A 15600-nucleotide genomic window follows, 5' to 3' on the forward strand; every position below is an offset into this window, starting at 1 on the left:
TTTTTATGTATCAAATTAATGCCTTAAACCCAAAAGATGAAGGGCATCATACGCGCAAGCGTTTTGGTCAAAACTTTTTGCATGACCAGCGTGTAATTGCCAAAATTGTGCGCTCAGTGAATCCGCGCGCGGGCGACAATGTAGTGGAAATCGGCCCCGGCTTGGCAGCTTTAACTTCGCCTTTAATCGGCGAATGCGATGCCCTGACGGTGGTCGAGCTGGACCGTGATTTGGCTGCCGGCTTGCCGGGCCGCGTGCCGCATCCTGAGCGTTTGACGATTGTGGAAACGGATGCGCTGAAATATGACTTTACCGAATTGTTTCAGGAAGGCCGCCCGCTGCGCGTAGTCGGCAACTTGCCTTACAATATTTCCACCCCGCTGCTGTTTCATCTTTTGGAATTCGGCGACAAAGTCAAAGACATGCACTTCATGCTGCAGAAAGAAGTGGTAGACCGCATTACCGCATCGCCAAACAGCAAGGAATACGGCCGCCTGTCGGTGATGATTCAATACTACTGCAAGCCGACCTTCCTGTTTGAAGTGCCGCCGGGGTCGTTCAATCCGCCGCCGAAAGTGACTTCCGCGGTGTTCCGCCTAGAGCCTTATGCAGTGAAACCGGTGATTGCCAAAAATGAAAAAGCTCTGGCGCGTCTGGTTTCGCATGTGTTTACCCAGCGCCGCAAAACTTTGCGCAACAGCCTGAAAGGGATGCTGCTAGAAGACGCTTTTGAAAATACAGGCATCGACCCGATGGCGCGTCCTGAAACGCTGTCACTGGCCGACTTTGTGGCCTTGTCTGATCAGATGGCGGGCGTTTAAATGGCGCGCCCGGCTGTCAGGTATAATTATGTAATTGGCGATGTGCAGGGCTGTTTTGAAGCGCTGAAAGCGCTGCTGAAAGTCATTCAATTTGATCCGGATCAGGATTTCATCTGGTTTGCCGGCGATCTGGTGGCGCGTGGCGAAAACTCGGTTGGCACCTTGCGCTTTGTCAAGAAACTGGTTGAACGGGGCGCGGCAGCCACTGTATTAGGCAATCATGATTTGACGCTTTTGGCGGGCGCGCGCGGCCTGAAGGAAATTAAGGAAAAAGACCGCACCCGCGATGTGATTGACGCGATTGACAGCGACGATTTGATTGACTGGCTGCGCAGGCAGCCGCTTTGCCTGTTTCCAAATGAACACACGATTTTGACCCATGCCGGGATTCCCGGCATCTGGTCAGCTGAACAGGCCGCCGCTTTGGCGAAGGAAGTTGAAGCGGTGATCGGGCATGAAGATTTCGCCGTGATGGATGCCTTCCTGCGGGAGATGTATGGCGCTCAGCCGGATTTGTGGGCGGATGATTTGGCCGGCCATGCGCGCCTGCGCTGCATCACCAATTACCTGACCCGCATGCGCCTGACCGATGCGCAGGGCCGTTTGGAATTCAGCTTTAAAGATGCTTTGGACGAGCCGATGCCGGAAGGCTTCCAGCCGTGGTTTGAATTTGATTCGCAAGCCGCACGGACGCACCGGATTGTGTTTGGCCACTGGGCTGCCCTGCAGGGCAAGACCATTGCTGGCTGCATTCAGAATGTTGACGGCGGCTGCGTATGGGGCCATCAGCTGATTGCCTACCGTCTAGAAGATCAGGCGCTGTTTAAAGCGGACAATCCGCTGTTTTGATCTGTTCATCTGAAAATAAGAAAAGCCGCAGTATTGCTAATACTGATCAGTTAAGGAGTTTTGCCGTAAACTTCTTAACCTTTTCGGCTATTCACGGCGGAGTCTTACCGTTTTTAAATCGAATTTTTGGAGCGCGTTTTGTTCCTTGCGAAACAGTGTTTCTCATTCGCCAAATGAGAAGCGAGGCTTCGCAAGGAAAGCATCTTGCGGCGCAGTGCGCCTCACCGCGAAACCTGTTCACTTTCTGCACTTAAATAGTTTTGTTGCAAAAACAGTCCTTTTCAAAGGCCACCGCTTCGCCTTGCACTGCAAACAAAGCAGTGCTTTGTTTTTGTTCAGGTTGCGGATGACGCTTCCGCGTATCAAATAATATCGCAAGCTTTAAAAATAAAAAGCCAGTCAATTTCTTAACTGACTGGCATTAGCAGTATTGCGGCTTTTCTTGCAGCTGAGGCTTAGTCCTGGCGGATCCAGGTCTGGCTGCGGCCCAGCGCGGAAACACCCATGTAGGCTCTGAGCGTTAAGCGCTTGCCGGATGCATTCAGCTTCATTTTTGCATCGTAGACTTTGCCGGAAAGCGGGTCAATCACGTGGCCTTTTTCATAACTGCCTGTGCCTTCAACATGCTTCAGGCCTTTCAGAATCTCCATGCCTAAAATCGGCTTGTTGGTATAGGGCGCCGGGCAATTATTGCAGGTTTTCTGCGGCGTATAGCCCGGGCGCGGGGTGATTTTTACAATTTGGCCTGTATAGGTGCCGTTGCTTTCCTGGCTGATTTCAATAATCGCTTTTGGAGAGCCGGACTTATCGTCAATTTGCTGCCAAGTGCCGGTTAAATCCTGCGCCAGCGCAGATCCGCTGATGGCTGCGCCAAGCAGCAGGCCCAATTTTAAATTCCGCTTCATGAATCTTCCTGTATGGATTGTAAACATCTAAAAATTTCGGTTGGCGCAGCAGGCCTATTCGTAGCGAATCCAGGTCTGTGTGCGGCCAATGGCAGAAATGCCGACATAGCCTCTTAACTGCAGGCGCTTGCCGTTTGCGGACTGCTTGCCCTTCAGGCTGTACATCTTGCCGGAAAGCGGGTCAATAATCTGGCCGTCCGCATAGCGGTTTTCTCCCTCGAATTTTAAGTTTTTAAATACATCCAGGCCTAAAATTGGCTGATTGGTATAAGGCGCAGGGCAGTTGATGCATTTTTCCCTAGGCGTATAGCCGGGGCGCGGTGTAATTTTTGTGATTTTTCCAGTAAATGTGCCATCGCTTTCTTTGCGGATATCAATAATTGCTTTCGGTGATCCGGTTTTGTCATCAATCTGCTGCCAAGTCCCGGTAAGATCTTGGGCAAATACAGCAGAATTGGCGGAAAGCAAGCCGGCAAGTGATGCCCATATAATTTTTTTCTGCATCTAAACTCTTCCTTTTTTTAATACACTATTCAACCTTTTAAGCTGTTTATTATGTTAGGTAAGATTGAATGATTGCACAACTGAAGCCTGAGCAATAAAACGCCACAAAGCGCATAATTTGCTTCAGTTTTTATCTTTTGCTGCCGCTCAGGCGTTAATCATGCCGGATCCAGGTTTGGCTGCGCCCCAGTGCGGAAACGCCGATATAGCCGCGCAGCGTAATGCGGTTGCCGTTTGGGCTGAGTTTGGCTTTGGTGCTGTAGATTTTTCCGGACAGCGGGTCAAGAATCTTGCCGCTGATAAAATTGCTGCTGCCGCTGGCTTTCAGTCCGGTCAGCACATCCAGGCCTAAAATCGGCTTATTGGTGTACGGCGCGGGGCAGTCGACGCAGGTTTCTCTAGGCGTATAGCCGGGGCGCGGCGTCACTTTGATAATTTTGGCCGTATAGGTTCCATTCGGCTCTTGGCGGATTTCCAGCACGGCTTTGGATGAGCCGGTCTTATCGTCAATATTTTTCCACAGGCCGGTAATATCGTTGGCATATGCGAAACTCGACAGCCCGCTGATCAGCAGTGCGGAAATCAGTTTAAATTTTCTCATCAAAACATTCCTTTTTTAGCATGAAAAAACATAACTAGATCATAAGCCTGTTTTTTATCCAAAACAATCAGCTGAAAATGATTGCCCAGTCATATTTTCTGCAGCAAAAAGATAAATGACGGCAGCCAGACCGCGGTAAAGACCGCATTCACTGCCATGCCGAAAGCGGCGTAGCGCCCGGCCACGCTGCCGCGCTGCCATGCCTGCGCCGTGCCGATGGCATGCGCGGCCAGCCCAAGCGCCAAGCCGGAGGCGCGCTCGTCATTAATGTGGCGCAAAATCAGCGGTGAAAAAGCCGCGCCGATGACGCCAGATAAAATCACAATCAAAATCACTAGAGGAACTGGAGACTGCAGCAGCGTCGCAATATTGATGGCAATCGGGGTGGTCACCGCGCGGGTGGCGAAGGCCATAATGGTCGGGTCAGACAGATGCAGCAGATAGGCGAGGCCCATCGGCAGCGCCACGGCGCTGATGCTGGCAAAGACTAAAATGCCCGCTACGGCTTTCAGCGGCAAATCATCGTAGCGCATGGCGGCCAGCGGAATGGCCAAGGCCACGGTGACATAGCCGAGCAGGTCATTGAACAGCGGATTGACCTGCGCCATGTAGTTTTCATAAGGAATGCCGAACAGGTACAGCAGTACAATGACAAAAAACATGCCAATCACAATCACAGGAATCTGCGGCAGTTTTTTATTCACCGGCTTGGCCAGCAGATAGGCGGCCAGAGTCAGGAAGAATCCGTAAAATATTGCGAGCATGCCCTTTCTCCTACAGCCACTTTTTTGACATTTTTGCGTAAATCCACAGCGGAATCAGGGTGCTGACAAACAGCACCACCAGGAACATCGGAATTTCATCGCCCAGATGCATCATCATCAGCAATGAGCCGGCGCTGATCGGCAAAAATGCAAAAGCGCTTTCCTTCATGATTTTATTGTTGGTGTCGGTTAAGCGGGCGGGAATTTTCCTGAATTTCCGCCACAGCGACAGCATAATCAGCAGGCTGATCAGCCCCGCCAGATTGCCTAATTCAGGATGGTTGAATTGCCCCATGAGCCATACGGCGGCTTCACGGAACAGCACAATCAGGGCAACTGTGCCTATCCATGCTTTCCAGTCGATGCGCTTGATCCAGTCCATTTTTGATCTTTCATTAAAATTTCACCTATCACGTTTTAACCGATTTAGTCCTCGATTTCAAATTCTTCCAGCGGTTTTTGGAATAGGCTGGCGCGTTCACCTAAAATTTCCTGCAAAGGCAGATGCGCCTGCCGGATCAGCTGCTCAAGCTTGTGCGGCGCCATAATCACATGCAGGTGCAGGCTGCCCTGATCATCATAATTTTCAGACTGAATCACATTCAGCTCATACAGCTGATTGCGCAGCTTGCCGTAGGCCGGCTTCAGGCGCAGCTCAAAACTCTGAATATTGCCCATCAGGCATTCATGCACGGCCTGGCGCAGCAGGTTCAGCCCCTGCTGGCTGTGTGCGGAAACATACACGCGGTCTGGCTGATGCGGGGCCTTATAGACAATTTTCGCCTGTTCGCCGCTGCGGTCAATTTTGTTGTAAACGCGCAGCACCGGAACATCCGCGCCGATTTCCTTCAGCACCTTTTCTACGGCTTCAATCTGCTCCAGCATGTCCGGGCTGCTGGAATCAATCACATGCAGCAGCAGCGTGGCTTCCGCGGTTTCTTCCAGTGTGGCTTTAAAGGACTCCACCAGCGAGTGTGATAAATTGCGCACAAAGCCGACGGTATCGGCCAGAACCAGATTGCCGATGCCGTCCCAGTTCAGGCGGCGCAGCGTCGGGTCAAGGGTGGCGAACAGCTGGTCGGCGGCATATACATCGCTGCCGGCCAAAATGTTGAACAGGGTGGACTTTCCGGCATTGGTGTAGCCGACCAATGACACGGTCGGAACCGCGGCTTTCTGGCGGGCAAGGCGGCCCTGCATGCGGGTTTGCCTGACTTTGTCAATTTTGGCTTTGAGCTGTCCCATGCGGATGCGCAGCAGGCGCCGGTCAGTTTCCAGCATGGTTTCGCCGGGGCCGCGCAGGCCGATGCCGCCTTTCTGGCTGTCTAAGGTGCCGTGGCTGCGGATCAGCCGCGAAGACATATGCTGCAGCTGCGCCAGCTCAACCTGCAGCTTGCCTTCATAGGTGCGGGCGCGCTGCGCGAAGATGTCCAAAATCAGCTCTGTGCGGTCAACCACGCGGCAGCCGATGATTTTTTCTAAATTGCGCGCCTGAGCCGGGCTGAGGGCATGGTCAAAAATGACCAGGTCAGCTTCCTGCTCTGCGGCCAGCGCGGCGATTTCTTCAGCTTTGCCGGAGCCGATAAACAGCTTGGCATCCGGCTTGATGCGCTGCGCATGCAGATGCTGCAGAATTTCAGCGCCGGCAGACTGCGCCAGCAGGTGAAATTCTTCGGCATCCAGGTCTTCCAGCATTTGCACTGCAACGCTGACTAAGATGACCCGTTCACCGCCATGCTGTTTATTTAAATGATCCACGCGGCAAAAACTCCTGTCTAAAGTTCTATTCTAGGCGAAAACGCGCAGCCTGACGATGCGCCGGCGCTTTAAATTGTCAGGGAAGGCTGCCGCCGCGCAGGGCTGGTCCGGCTGCGCTGGATTTCAGCGCGGATCAGGGTGGGAGGGCAGGCGCGGAATCAGCATGGCTTATGCCGCTGATGATGAATAAAAGTCAAATAAAAACAGTGATTTGATAGCATCTGATGCGGCGGCTGCTGAGCATGGGCCAGACCGGAATGCGCTTCGGCTGGCGCGGTCAATGCAAAATCCGGCAGTTCGGTATAGTATGGTGCAGAATAACGGCCGGGAAATTAGACGTCTTGTGATTAGCGATAACCCTATGCATCAACCTGCAAAAAAACCGAAATCCGCCAGCCTGAAAGGCTTGCCCCGGTTTGCGCTGTATCTTAAAAAGATCGCCACGGCGATTGGCGCTGTAACTGAAGGCTTTTATCTGGTTTTCCGCCACCGGCTGTATAAAGACCCCAATAATCCGGTCAATACGCGCTATGTGCAGTATTTCTGCCGCAAGCTGTGCAAAGTCTTCAATATTGAGGTGCAGGTGCATGGCGAAATTCCGCGCCAGCCGGCGCTGTGGGTCAGCAACCATATTTCATGGCTGGATGTTGCGGTGCTGGGTTCCGGCGCGCGGGTGTTTTTTTTGGCCAAAGCTGAAATTGAAAACTGGCCGCTGCTGGGCAAGCTGGCCAAAGGCGGCGGCACCTTATTCATTAAGCGCGGCTCCGGCGACTCCGCTAAAATCCGTGAGCAGATGACCGCTTTTCTGAAGCAGGACAGCCCGGTTCTGTTTTTCCCTGAGGCGACCACCTCTGACGGCACGCGGATCAAGAAGGTGCATGGGCGCCTGCTGGGCGCAGCCATTGAGGCGCAGCGCCCGGTGCAGATCTGCCTGATCTGCTATGTCAATCAGCAGGGCGAGCTGGACATGGTCGCGCCGTTTATCGGCGAAACCCCTTTTGCCAAGCATGTGCAGAATGTGCTGGAAATGCCGAATGTCGCCGCGCATCTGATTGCCTTGCCGGCGATTGATTCCGCTGGGCATACGGTGGAAAGCCTGACGCAGGAAGTGCAGCTGAAAATGGCCGAAGGCCTGGCCCGGCTGCATGAGCGGGTGCTGAAGCCTTCGGCTTAAGCGCCGCTTTCAGCTGCAGAAAAAATAAAGCCTTACATTTACATAAAGCCTTCAATCGGCAGCCAGGAGAGCATTTTCATGCCGCTGCGCTGCCACCATTTCATTTTAGGCTCTTTGTGGTAGATGCGGGTTTTGCCGTTATCCAGCTTAATTTTCCAGTTCATGCGCTGATTGGCGTCCAGCATCAGCTTGTAGGCGTATTTGCTGAGGTTTTCATCCATGGTCTGATGCACTGCGCGCGCCAAAGGCGGGCTGTTCAGCAGCACGCCGATTTCGGTATTCAGATAGGCGGAACGCGGGTCAAAGTTGAATGAGCCGATAAAGACCTGCTTTTCATCCAGCGCCATCAGCTTGGCATGCAGGCTGGAGCGGCTGAGGCCTTGCATGCTGACTTTGGCCTTGCTGGCCAGCTCATTGGTATTGCTGTTCAGGTTTTCCGCATCCGGATTGAACAGGAACTCATACAGCTGCACATCATTTTCCAGCAGGTCCTGCCGGTATTTGCCATAAAACGCGTGCACCAGCGGCACGTCATTGGCTTTAAATGAATTGGTCAGCACGCGGACCTGCACGCCGCTGTCCGCCAGCTCCTTCAGCTGCTTGACGCCGTCCTTCTGCGGCACAAAGTAGGCGGATACGATATCCACGCTTTGCTCCGGCTGCTCCAAATGCTTCAGCAGCTGGAAGTTGAGGTGCTCTTCTTTTTTGGCTCTGGCTTTAATTTTGCTGGGCGAATCCTTGACCACTTCGGCTTTGACCCAGTCCAGCTGAATGCGGCTGTTGAGCCAGGTGTCAAAGGCATGCGAGCGGTTGGCCAAGTCTAGATAATTCTGTACGGTTACTTCCTGATTATGCGCCTGCAGCTGCTGCTTCAGGCTGTCAAAGCGCAGGGTGTAATGGCGCGGATTGACCAGCTGCTTGACTGGAAAGGCGTAGTCATCATTCCAGTATTCATCAAAGGAGTGAATGATTTCATCGGATGCCGAGCCGGCCAGCATCACATCAACATCGGAAAACTGGTAATTGTCGCTGACGTTGTAGTACTGGTTGCTCATGTTGCGCCCGCCGATCAGGGCAATCTGGTTGTCGGCAATAAAGCTTTTGTTGTGCATGCGCCGGTTGATGCGCTTCAGGTCCAGCACCATATCCATAGGGCGGTAATGCCGGAAACGGTAAGGGTTGTAGAGCTTAACCTCAATATTGGCATGCTGGTCCAGCGCCAGATAAATGCCTTCCATCGGCTTGGAGTTGTTGTCGTCGATCAGCAGGCGGACTTTTACCCCGCGGTCAGCCGCCTGAATAATGGCATGCAGCGCCATGGCGCCAATTTTGTCATTGTCCCAGATGTAGTACTGCAGGTCTAAAGATTTTTCCGCCTTGTTGATCAGCTGCAGGCGGGCCGCCAGCGCTTCCAGCGGATCGTACAGCACGTGAAAGCCGGTCAGGCCGGGGTTAGCGTCGCGCAGCGGCAGCACAATTTTGGCCAGCGCCGTGCCTTCAGTGGGGGTGCTGAAAGCATATTCCACCGGCTGCGCCGTTTGCTTGGGCAGCGTGGAGCAGGCTGGAATCCCCAACAGCAGGCTGCAGCTGAGCGCGGCGGCGGCCAGTTTAGAATGGCTAAACGGCTTCGCAGCGGCGGCGGCTCCAGGCGTATGATTCGGGGAATGTGTCATGCGTGCGGAAAATCGGAAAATTAGAATTGAGTATAATTGCCAGCTATGAAAAGATAAATATCAGGACAGTGAAATCCGTCCGGTCAAATTGTTGAGGATTGGTATGTGGGATTTGAATTCCGTGGTGTTTTATTTTTACATGGGCATGGGGCTGCTGGCGCTGTGGGGCGTTTCCCAGGCGTGGCTGAGCCAGTCCCGCACGGAAACCATCCATCCCTTTAAAGCCTTTGTGCATCTGCTGGCGTTTTACCTTTCCTATCTGCTGATTCCGCTGTTTTTCTTCAGCATGTATGCCGGCTGGAGCGGCTATTACTCGCTGCATGAAGCTGCATTTGCCTGTGTGGTTTCCGGCCTGTTCTGCTATGCGCGCTTTATTGAGCCGCATCTGGTGCATGTCAAGACCACGCGCTATCAGCTGCATGCCGATAAAAGGCTGCTGAAGCCGGTCAAAATCGCCTTGGTGGCCGACCTGCATATCGGGCTGTTCTCCGGCCATGAGCGCCAGCTGAAGCAGATCGTCAGCAAATTGAATCAGGCTCAGCCGGATCTGGTGGTGGTGGCCGGCGACTGGACGTATGAGCCGGAAAACACCCTGGCGCAGGAGCTGGCGGTGCTGAAGGAAATTCATGCGCCGGTGTACTCCGTAAATGGCAATCATGACGAGCAGTATCCCGGCCCGCCGATTCAGGCCCTGCTGCGCAATGCGCTGACGCTGAACAATGTGATGGACATTGAAGGCCATGTGGTGGAATTTAATGAATTCCGCCTGATCGGCATTGGCGATTTATGGGCGGGCAAGGCCGATATGCGCTTTATGCCGGACTTGCCTCAGGACAAGCCGTGGGTCATTCTTTCGCATAACCCGGATACCGTGGACATGGTTCCTGCGCTGCCGTCGCGCCCGCTGATGCTGTCCGGGCATACCCACGGCGGGCAGGTGGAACTGCCGTGGCTGACCGACTATGTCATGAAAAAAGTATCGATTCTGGGCCATAAGAAAGGCCTGTACCGGCATGAGCATGCCGATGTCTTTGTCAGCGTAGGCACCGGCATGGTTGGCGTGCCGCTGCGCTTCCGGGTGCCGCCGACCATCGACATGATTGAATTGATATAAAGATAAAATGCTTGTTTTTTGTGCAGAACTGTCATTATATTAAAGCAGCTGAGCGCGGTGTTTGAAGCGGCGGCGGTGTCATATTTTCTTCAATATGCGCCTATATGCTGGTTCTGAGCGCAAGGCTTTGACGCACTGCATGTTTAAGAATAAGAGTATAAATATATGCTGGAATTTCATAAAGAAGTTGGAACGTTATTCGGGCTCACCGAGCAGCAGTCTGCGCGGCTGGAGCAGGGGTTAAAGCAGCTGGAGCAGGAGTTTTCCGCCGCCCCGGATGCAGGGGACAGCGCATTTTCAGCGCAGTTCTATCAGAAATTTGAACAGCTGGCTGCGCAGAATGGCCTGTCTGAGCATGATATTGAGCCATGCGTGAATGTGCTGTATTTCCATGAAGGCCATCAGCAGCTGGTGAGCTATATTGTGCCCAGCTACTACAATTCAGGCGGCGACCGCGAAGTCTTTGCCGATACCTACCAGCTTATGATGGAAGCGCAGCAGCAGTCTGGCTAGGCGGCGCAGTTTTTTACATGAAAAAGCCGGCGCCAATGCGCCGGCTTTTTTGATGGCGCGACCTTAAATCTAGCCGTTGACGTCATCATTTGGGGGGTCACGGATCATCAGGAAAGCGATCCGTGAAAGAAGCGGGGCGGCGGATCAGCGGCGCACAAGAGGCGCCGGAAATGCCGGCCAGACTGAAGGTTAAAGCCGAACCGGCATAGCGTATTGAAATTGGGAAAATTTCCGGCAGCACGGTGCTGATCTGGCTGTGCAAAAAAGCTTAGTTTTAAAAGCGCAATTTTTTAAAAAGGCGTAATTTCTTAAAAAAACAACAGCAATCCTCTTAATCCAGCTTGCCCAGGCTCACTGAAATGCAGAATGGGGGGATTAAATCACGTACAGATAGATGGCCAGAAAATGCAGTCCTGCGCCTATCAGTACAAAAAGATGCCAGATAGCGTGTGCATATCTGACTTTTTTTAATGCATAAAATAATGCGCCCACGGTGTAGGAAATCCCGCCGGCAATCAGGAAGGTCAAGGCTTGAGCGCTGAGGAAGCGCTGCATGTCGTCAATCACCAGCAGCGCCAGCCAGCCCATGGCCAAATAGGCGAACAGGGAAATTTTCTGGAAAGAATGAATGAAGACCAGCTTGAACAGCGTCCCGATAATGGCGATTACCCACAGCGCAATCAGCAGGTAATGGGCTTTTGCGGTCGGCAGGGCGATGGACAGAAACGGCGTATAGGTGCCGGCAATTAAATAATAAATTGCGGTGTGATCGAGTTTTTTATAAAAATAGCGCCGGTCTGCAGTGACGGCCATATGGTACAGCGCCGATGCGGAAAACAGCAGCACCATGCTCAGCGCGTAGACCCACAGCCCCAGCCATTGCCCGGCAGGAAGGTAAGCGCCTTTAATAATTAAGAAAATGCCGGCAATCAGCGCCAAGGCCGCGCCTGCGCCGTGGCTGAGAAAATTCAGGCGCTCTTCCAGCGGGTCATAATCGGGAACGAGTGGAGCGTTGTTTATCATTTAATGTCGCTCAATATAAAATATACAAATGTATAGTAATTCAATTTTGCATTTGGCGTAAGAAGATTTAAACTTCAGATGCAATTCTTTTCAGGTTTTACTTATGTCCGCTCAGGCTCCCCTTTTTCCACAGGAACAGCAGTTCTTAGATGCGTTTCAGCAAGCCGTTGATGCGCAGCGCTTCGAGCGCCTAATCCTCAGCCAGTACAAGGGCGAGCTTGAACAGCTGGAGAAAATCACCTTGCGGGTCATTTCCCTGCAGAATGAACAGGTTCTGAGCTGCCTGTATCGCTACAAAACGCAGGATGTGACCAAGAATTATCCTTTAAATCAGGCCGCGGCTCAAGCGGCTGAGCTGCTGCAGCGCTGCCGGCAGGCCAACCTGTTTACCGCAGATGCAGAGCTGCAGCTGAAAAAGAACCGGAAAAAAGCCCTGCTGACCGTCAGCCAGCTCAAGCCGGAGGCTAAGCCCAGCCAGGAGCAGCAGGGCCATGACCGCGCCAAGCGCCGCTATGTCGATCAGGACAGCCCGTTCCTGCAGCTGCTGGGTATTGCCGACGCCAAAGCGCAGATTATTCCCAGCATGGCGCGGAAATGGAAGCAGATCAATAAGTTTGTTGAAATTTGCGCCGGCGCAGTGGAGCAGATTCAAGGCGCAGACCGGCCGCTGCATGTGGTGGATTTCGGCGCCGGCAAAGGCTATTTGACCTTTGCCCTGTATGACTATCTGGCCAAGCAGCTGCAGGCGCCTTTTGTCACCGGGGTCGAGCTGAATCCGAAAATGGTGGAATTCTGCCGGGACGCTGCCCAAGCCTCCGGCTTTGCGCAGCTGGACTTTTTTCAGGGTGATGTGCGCACCTATGCGCCAAAGCAGCTGGATGTGATGATTGCGCTGCATGCCTGCGACGTGGCAACCGACTTTGCCATACACAGCGGCATCCGCCTCAATGCGCAGATGATTATGTGCGCGCCATGCTGCCACAAGGAATTGCGCCCGCAGCTGCGCAGCCCGAAAGTGCTGGCGCCGATGCTGCAGTTCGGCATTCACGCCGGCCAGCAGGCGGAAATGCTGACCGATACCATCCGCGCGCTGCTGCTGAAAGCCTACGGCTATGACACCAAAGTCTTTGAATTTGTGGCGCTGGAGCATACCAGCAAAAACAAGATGATTCTGGCGACCAAGCGCAGCGGTTTTAGCGCGCCTGATCCGGAAGTTTTAGCGCAGATTCAGGCGCTGAAAGAAATGTACGGCATTCAAAAGCATTCTCTGGAGCTGCTGCTGAATGATCAGTGGGACCAGCAGAATATCGGCTGCAAGTGCTGAGATGCAGTGATGGCGGACTTTAAAATTATTTCCGGCGCCTGGGCGCAGCTGCAGGCGCATGCCGCGCCGGTGCGTGAACAGGTGTTCATTCAGGAACAGCGGATTGCGCCTGAAGATGAGTGGGATGCGCAGGACGCCATCTCGCAGCATTTTATTGTTTTAGATCAAGATCAGCCCATTGCGGCCGCGCGCCTGCTGCCGAATAACAGCATTGGCCGGGTGGCTGTGCTGAAGCCGTACCGCGGGCAGGGCATTGGCCGGCTGCTGATGCTGGAAATCATGCGGCAGGCCCGGCTGCAGCGCCGTGAATTTTTAAAGCTGTCATCGCAGGCGCATGCGGTGCAGTTTTATGCCGGGCTGGGCTTCGCGGCTGAAGGCGCACAGTATCTGGACTGCGGCATTGCGCATATTGATATGCGGATAAAGCTTTAAGCTAGCCTGCGGCTTAAAAGCGCATCGGCCATAAAAAAACGCTGATCAGAATCAGCGCTTTTTCCGGATCACCTGAAATCAATCAGTTGCTGTGCTGGCTGGCGGATGCAGGCTCATGCTGCATGCCCTCCATAGCCGCATGTTCTGCAGCAGGCATCTGATGCTCTGCGGCTGGCGCAGGCGTGCCGGCTTCACGCGCTTCTTTCTGCTTTTGCGCTTCAGCCAGCGCTTCTTCAGACATCGCAGGCGCATTTTTAAATGCATGCTGCTGCGTACTCTGCTTATTTTGCTGGCTTGGCATGTAGTCAGGTTCATTGCTGACCGCAAGCCAGAAAAACAGCATGAACAGTCCGCCCAAAATGCAGAAAATAATCAGCGCTTTCCAGCCCCAAGGCGATTTTTCAGGAGATGAATGATCAGTCATAGCAGCATACTCAATCGGATAAAAATAAGTCTAAAAACATGCAACTTTATAACATAGATATGCGGGAATCCTAAGCCCATAAATCATTTTTAGCCCGGTTCGGCTTTAGCCAGGATAATGCATGTGCTTAATTTTTAAGGCTTGACCTTGGATCTGCTCCATAGTTTGTACTGCAGCATCAACAGGCAAGAAGGGATAACAGATGAAGCATTACCTAGATGAAACGCCGCTGCTGGATTTTTCAAATGAGGCGCTGCAGCAGCTGATTCAGCAGCGCCAGTGGCTGGCGCTGGACAGCGTATCCAAGGTGAGGGCGGTGTATAATTTTGTCCGGGATGAGATTCCGTTCGGCTATAACCGTTCAGATCACCTGTGCGCCTCTGAGGTGCTGCGTGACGGCTATGGGCAGTGCAATACCAAAACCGTCCTGCTGATGGCCCTGCTGCGCGCGGTCGGCATGCCAAGCCGCATTCATGGATTCACTATTGACAAGGCGCTGCAGCGCGGGGCAATCCGCGGCCTGTGGTACCGGCTGTCGCCGCGGAATATTCTGCATAGCTGGGCTGAAGTGCATGTCAATGATCAGTGGTATATTTTAGAGGGGGTGATTCTGGATTTGCCCTATCTGCAGCAGCTGCAGAAAGCCCATCCTGAGCGCAAAGGGGCTTTTTGCGGCTATGGCGTCTTTACTGACCGCATGGCCAGCCCGCCGGTGGACTGGAATTTAAACCATACGTTTATTCAGGATAAAGGCATCAATCAGGATTTCGGCGTGTTTGACGCTCCGGATGATTTTTTCAGGCAGCATCGGCAGCAGCTGACCGGGCTGCAGGCGCTGACTTTCCGCCTGCTGGTGCGCCATCTGATGAACCGCAATGTTGCGGAAATACGCAATTCATAACGGGCTAGAGCTGGAACCGCGCAAGATTGGCAGATTCCAGCCCAGAGGCCGGCGCGGCGCTGGCTTCAGAACGCTTAGATTTTTCCGCCCTGAGCGGCTTTGTCGCGCAGCATCTGCGGCGCTTTAAAGCGTTCGCCGTATTTGGCCTGCAGGGTATTGGCGCGGAGCAGGGCTTTTTCCAAACCGTACTGATTGAGGAACTGCAAAGCCCCGCCGGTCCACGGCGCAAAGCCGATGCCGAAAATCGAGCCGATATTGCCGTCTAAAGCGGATTCCAGCACGCCTTCCTCCAGACAGCGCAGGGCATCCAAAGCCTGCACAAACAGAAAGCGGTCAATCATTTCCTGCTCTGGAACATCAATGTCTTTTTTCCAGCAGCTCAAGCCCTCCCACAGCTGCTTTTTGCCGCCTTCCGGATAGTCATAAAAGCCCGCGCCGGCAGCTTTGCCTTTGCGTTGAAATTGATGAATCATGGTTTCAATCACATCATCTGCACCTGAGCGCGGCAGATCCTTGCCTTCAGCTTGCAAGGCTTTCCGGGTTTCATTTGCCACATGTTCAGATAAGGTCAGCGACACTTCATCCTGAATGGCCAGCGGGCCAACCGGCATGCCGGCTTTCAAGGCCGCCATTTCAATGCGGGCCGGATGCACGCCTTCGGCCAGCAGGCGCAGGCCTTCCTGCACAAAAGTGCCGAAGACGCGGCTGGTGAAAAAGCCGCGCCGGTCATTCACCACAATCGGGATTTTACCGATCTGCTGCACGAAGTCATAGGCTTTGGCTAATGTTTCGGCTGAGGTGTTTTTGCCTTTAATAATTT

18 protein-coding genes and 1 pseudogene are annotated in these 15600 nt (G+C 53.3%); 8 read left to right on the forward strand and 11 right to left on the reverse strand.

Annotation, left to right across the window (positions count from 1 at the left end; translation table 11 throughout):
* Positions 1-5: 5 nt before the first annotated feature.
* Positions 6-821 (forward strand): 16S rRNA (adenine(1518)-N(6)/adenine(1519)-N(6))-dimethyltransferase RsmA, encoded by an 816-nt coding sequence (gene rsmA, locus RSA72_RS09265; protein WP_332624602.1) that lies wholly within the window; start codon positions 6-8, stop codon positions 819-821.
* Positions 822-1670 (forward strand): symmetrical bis(5'-nucleosyl)-tetraphosphatase, encoded by an 849-nt coding sequence (locus RSA72_RS09270; RefSeq protein WP_332624603.1) that lies wholly within the window; start codon positions 822-824, stop codon positions 1668-1670.
* A 455-nt stretch (positions 1671-2125) separates the two neighbouring features.
* Here the strand turns inward: RSA72_RS09270 and RSA72_RS09275 are convergent, their stop codons facing one another.
* The 6 genes from RSA72_RS09275 to hflX form a co-directional block, all read right to left on the reverse strand.
* Entirely contained in the window at positions 2126-2575 is a 450-nt protein-coding gene (locus RSA72_RS09275; RefSeq protein WP_332622835.1) for a DUF2147 domain-containing protein, read from the reverse strand.
* 54 nt (positions 2576-2629) lie between these two features.
* On the reverse strand, positions 2630-3079 hold the full coding sequence (locus tag RSA72_RS09280) for a DUF2147 domain-containing protein (protein ID WP_332622836.1): 450 nt from the start codon (positions 3077-3079) through the stop codon (positions 2630-2632).
* A gap of 154 nt (positions 3080-3233) precedes the next feature.
* The gene (locus tag RSA72_RS09285) at positions 3234-3680 is read right to left on the reverse strand and encodes a DUF2147 domain-containing protein (RefSeq protein ID WP_332622837.1); all 447 of its coding nucleotides are present in this window, start codon (positions 3678-3680) and stop codon (positions 3234-3236) included.
* A gap of 89 nt (positions 3681-3769) precedes the next feature.
* Positions 3770-4444, reverse strand: coding sequence for an LrgB family protein (locus tag RSA72_RS09290; protein ID WP_332622839.1), 675 nt, complete (start codon positions 4442-4444; stop codon positions 3770-3772).
* A 10-nt stretch (positions 4445-4454) separates the two neighbouring features.
* Positions 4455-4826, reverse strand: coding sequence for a hypothetical protein (locus RSA72_RS09295; protein WP_332622840.1), 372 nt, complete (start codon positions 4824-4826; stop codon positions 4455-4457).
* Positions 4827-4870: 44 nt separating this feature from the next.
* On the reverse strand, positions 4871-6202 hold the full coding sequence (gene hflX, locus RSA72_RS09300; protein WP_332622841.1) for a ribosome rescue GTPase HflX: 1332 nt from the start codon (positions 6200-6202) through the stop codon (positions 4871-4873).
* 361 nt (positions 6203-6563) lie between these two features.
* Here hflX and RSA72_RS09305 point away from each other — a divergent pair, with 361 nt between their 5' ends.
* Complete coding sequence (locus RSA72_RS09305; RefSeq protein WP_332622842.1) at positions 6564-7376, forward strand: lysophospholipid acyltransferase family protein; 813 nt, start codon at positions 6564-6566, stop codon at positions 7374-7376.
* A 38-nt stretch (positions 7377-7414) separates the two neighbouring features.
* Here RSA72_RS09305 and RSA72_RS09310 read toward each other — a convergent pair whose 3' ends face one another.
* Positions 7415-9049 (reverse strand): phospholipase D family protein, encoded by a 1635-nt coding sequence (locus tag RSA72_RS09310; protein ID WP_332622843.1) that lies wholly within the window; start codon positions 9047-9049, stop codon positions 7415-7417.
* 103 nt (positions 9050-9152) lie between these two features.
* Here RSA72_RS09310 and RSA72_RS09315 point away from each other — a divergent pair, with 103 nt between their 5' ends.
* Positions 9153-10163 (forward strand): metallophosphoesterase, encoded by a 1011-nt coding sequence (locus RSA72_RS09315; protein WP_332622844.1) that lies wholly within the window; start codon positions 9153-9155, stop codon positions 10161-10163.
* 165 nt (positions 10164-10328) lie between these two features.
* A complete protein-coding gene (locus RSA72_RS09320; protein WP_332622845.1) occupies positions 10329-10676 on the forward strand; it encodes a hypothetical protein in 348 nt (115 codons plus the stop codon).
* Between the two features lie 69 nt (positions 10677-10745).
* On the opposite strand, the pseudogene RSA72_RS09325 reads toward RSA72_RS09320, so the two are convergent.
* Both RSA72_RS09325 and trhA read right to left on the reverse strand, forming a co-directional pair.
* Positions 10746-10935 (reverse strand): annotated as a pseudogene (locus RSA72_RS09325) (MFS transporter); the annotation flags it as partial.
* 116 nt (positions 10936-11051) lie between these two features.
* Positions 11052-11699, reverse strand: a complete 648-nt coding sequence (gene trhA / locus RSA72_RS09330) for a PAQR family membrane homeostasis protein TrhA (protein ID WP_332622847.1) — start codon at positions 11697-11699, stop codon at positions 11052-11054.
* Between the two features lie 103 nt (positions 11700-11802).
* Here trhA and RSA72_RS09335 point away from each other — a divergent pair, with 103 nt between their 5' ends.
* Both RSA72_RS09335 and RSA72_RS09340 read left to right on the forward strand, forming a co-directional pair.
* Positions 11803-13023: a class I SAM-dependent methyltransferase gene (locus tag RSA72_RS09335; RefSeq protein WP_332622849.1), complete on the forward strand. Its 1221-nt coding sequence runs from the start codon at positions 11803-11805 to the stop codon at positions 13021-13023.
* Positions 13024-13032: 9 nt separating this feature from the next.
* On the forward strand, positions 13033-13455 hold the full coding sequence (locus RSA72_RS09340; protein ID WP_332622851.1) for a GNAT family N-acetyltransferase: 423 nt from the start codon (positions 13033-13035) through the stop codon (positions 13453-13455).
* Between the two features lie 82 nt (positions 13456-13537).
* Here the strand turns inward: RSA72_RS09340 and RSA72_RS09345 are convergent, their stop codons facing one another.
* Positions 13538-13879, reverse strand: a complete 342-nt coding sequence (locus RSA72_RS09345; RefSeq protein WP_332622852.1) for a hypothetical protein — start codon at positions 13877-13879, stop codon at positions 13538-13540.
* A 202-nt stretch (positions 13880-14081) separates the two neighbouring features.
* Here RSA72_RS09345 and RSA72_RS09350 point away from each other — a divergent pair, with 202 nt between their 5' ends.
* Complete coding sequence (locus RSA72_RS09350; protein ID WP_332622853.1) at positions 14082-14780, forward strand: transglutaminase-like domain-containing protein; 699 nt, start codon at positions 14082-14084, stop codon at positions 14778-14780.
* 74 nt (positions 14781-14854) lie between these two features.
* Here RSA72_RS09350 and RSA72_RS09355 read toward each other — a convergent pair.
* A partial coding sequence (locus RSA72_RS09355; RefSeq protein ID WP_332633080.1) for a 3-hydroxyacyl-CoA dehydrogenase family protein occupies positions 14855-15600 on the reverse strand: 746 nt, incomplete at its 5' end.

This window comes from Acinetobacter sp., from assembly GCF_036659555.1.
GTDB lineage: Bacteria > Pseudomonadota > Gammaproteobacteria > Pseudomonadales > Moraxellaceae > Acinetobacter.